This window comes from Nocardia farcinica (assembly GCF_029867845.1).
In the GTDB taxonomy this organism is placed as follows: Bacteria; Actinomycetota; Actinomycetes; order Mycobacteriales; family Mycobacteriaceae; genus Nocardia; species Nocardia farcinica_A.
Map to the genome: position 1 here is coordinate 1 of NZ_JARWRU010000244.1, position 1,413 is coordinate 1,413.

The 1,413-nt window shown below is 73.7% G+C and carries 2 protein-coding genes; one reads left to right on the top strand and one right to left on the bottom strand.

The window, feature by feature from the left end; all coding sequences use genetic code 11:
* Nucleotides 1-122 precede the first annotated feature (122 nt).
* Nucleotides 123-563 (top strand): nuclear transport factor 2 family protein, encoded by a 441-nt coding sequence (locus QH283_RS05095; protein WP_280501855.1) that lies wholly within the window; start codon nucleotides 123-125, stop codon nucleotides 561-563.
* Between the two features lie 40 nt (nucleotides 564-603).
* Here QH283_RS05095 and QH283_RS05100 read toward each other — a convergent pair.
* On the bottom strand, nucleotides 604-1,413 hold an 810-nt coding region (locus QH283_RS05100), incomplete at its 5' end, for an FAD-dependent oxidoreductase (protein ID WP_280501856.1).

The following is a 1,413-nucleotide window of genomic DNA, read 5'->3' on the forward strand; positions in this document are numbered from 1 at the left end:
AGCCAGGCCCGCCCGCGCGCCGCCCGGCCACTCCCCCACAGATTCTCCGCCCACGGATTCACGATAACCGCGTCCGCGCGATCACCCGTCGGATGGCGGCCGATGGTGGGAGAATCACGCCGATGCTGTCACTGCAAGAGATCTCCGACCGCCTGGAGATCGAAGATCTGATGGTCCGCTACTCGCACGCGATCGACACCCGGCAATGGGATCTGCTCGACGAGCTGTTCACCGACGACGCCCACATCGACTACACGGCGATGGGCGGGCCCGCGGGCGACCTGGCGGCGACCAAGCAGTTCCTGTCCACCACCCTCCCGCACTTCCCCGCCTTCCAGCACCTGATCTCGAACTCCTCGATCACCGTGGACGGCGACACCGCGACCGGGCGCACCATGTGCCAGAACCCGATGCTGATCGCGGGGCAGGACGGCACTCGGCAGCTCATGCTGTGCGGGCTGTGGTACCTGGACACCTTCGCCCGGATCGACGGCCGCTGGCGTATCCGCACCAGGACCGAGGAGAAGAGCTACATGTTCCTCGCCGCCCAGGCGGGCACCTAGCGGCGTCCCGCCCCCAGCGGCGTCCCTCGGCCCCCCGGAGTCAGCCGCGTTCGCGCACCGCCCGCACCGCTTTGCGCGCCGCCACCAGCACCGGGTCCCAGACCGGGGAGAACGGCGGCGCGTAGCCGAGATCGAGCGCGGTCATCTGCTCGACGGTCATGCCCGCGGTCAGCGCGACCGCGGCGACGTCGACCCGCTTGGCCGCGCCCTCCCTGCCGACGATCTGCACGCCGAGCAGGCGCCCGGTGTGGCGTTCGGCGAGCATCTTCACCGTCATCGGGGCGGCGTCGGGGTAGTAGCCCGCCCGGCTGGTCGACTCGATCGTGACCGTCACGAACTGCAATCCGGCCGCGTGCGCGTCCTGCTCCAGCAGCCCGGTGCGGGCCACCTCGAGCGCGCAGATCTTGCTCACCGCGGTGCCGACCACGCCGGGGAAGGTGGCGTAGCCGCCCGCGACGACGGCGCCGATCACCTGGCCGTGCTTGTTGGCGTGCGTGCCGAGCGGGATGTGGCGGTCGCGGCCGGTGACCAGATCGCGCACCTCCACGCAGTCGCCGCCCGCCCAGATGTCGGTGTGCCCGCGCACCCGCATGGACAGATCGGTGAGCAGGCCGCCGGACTCGCCCAGCGGCAGTCCGGCGGCACGGGCCAGATCGGTGTCCGGGCGCACGCCGAGGCCGAGCACCACCACATCGGCGGGGTACTCGTCGCCGTCCGCGGTGGCCACCGCGGGGCCCCCCCCCGCCCGCCCCGGGGGGGCCCCCCCCCCCCCCCCCCCCCCCCCCCCCCCCCCGAGCGGCGGCCCGCCCAGGCCCCGGCCCCCCGGCGCCCCCCGAGGGGGGGGGGGGGG

Bases quoted from the DNA above. Each gene is read 5' to 3' on its own strand.
- QH283_RS05095 (WP_280501855.1), top strand. From the start codon at position 123: ATGCTGTCACTGCAAGAGATCTCCGACCGCCTGGAGATCGAAGATCTG.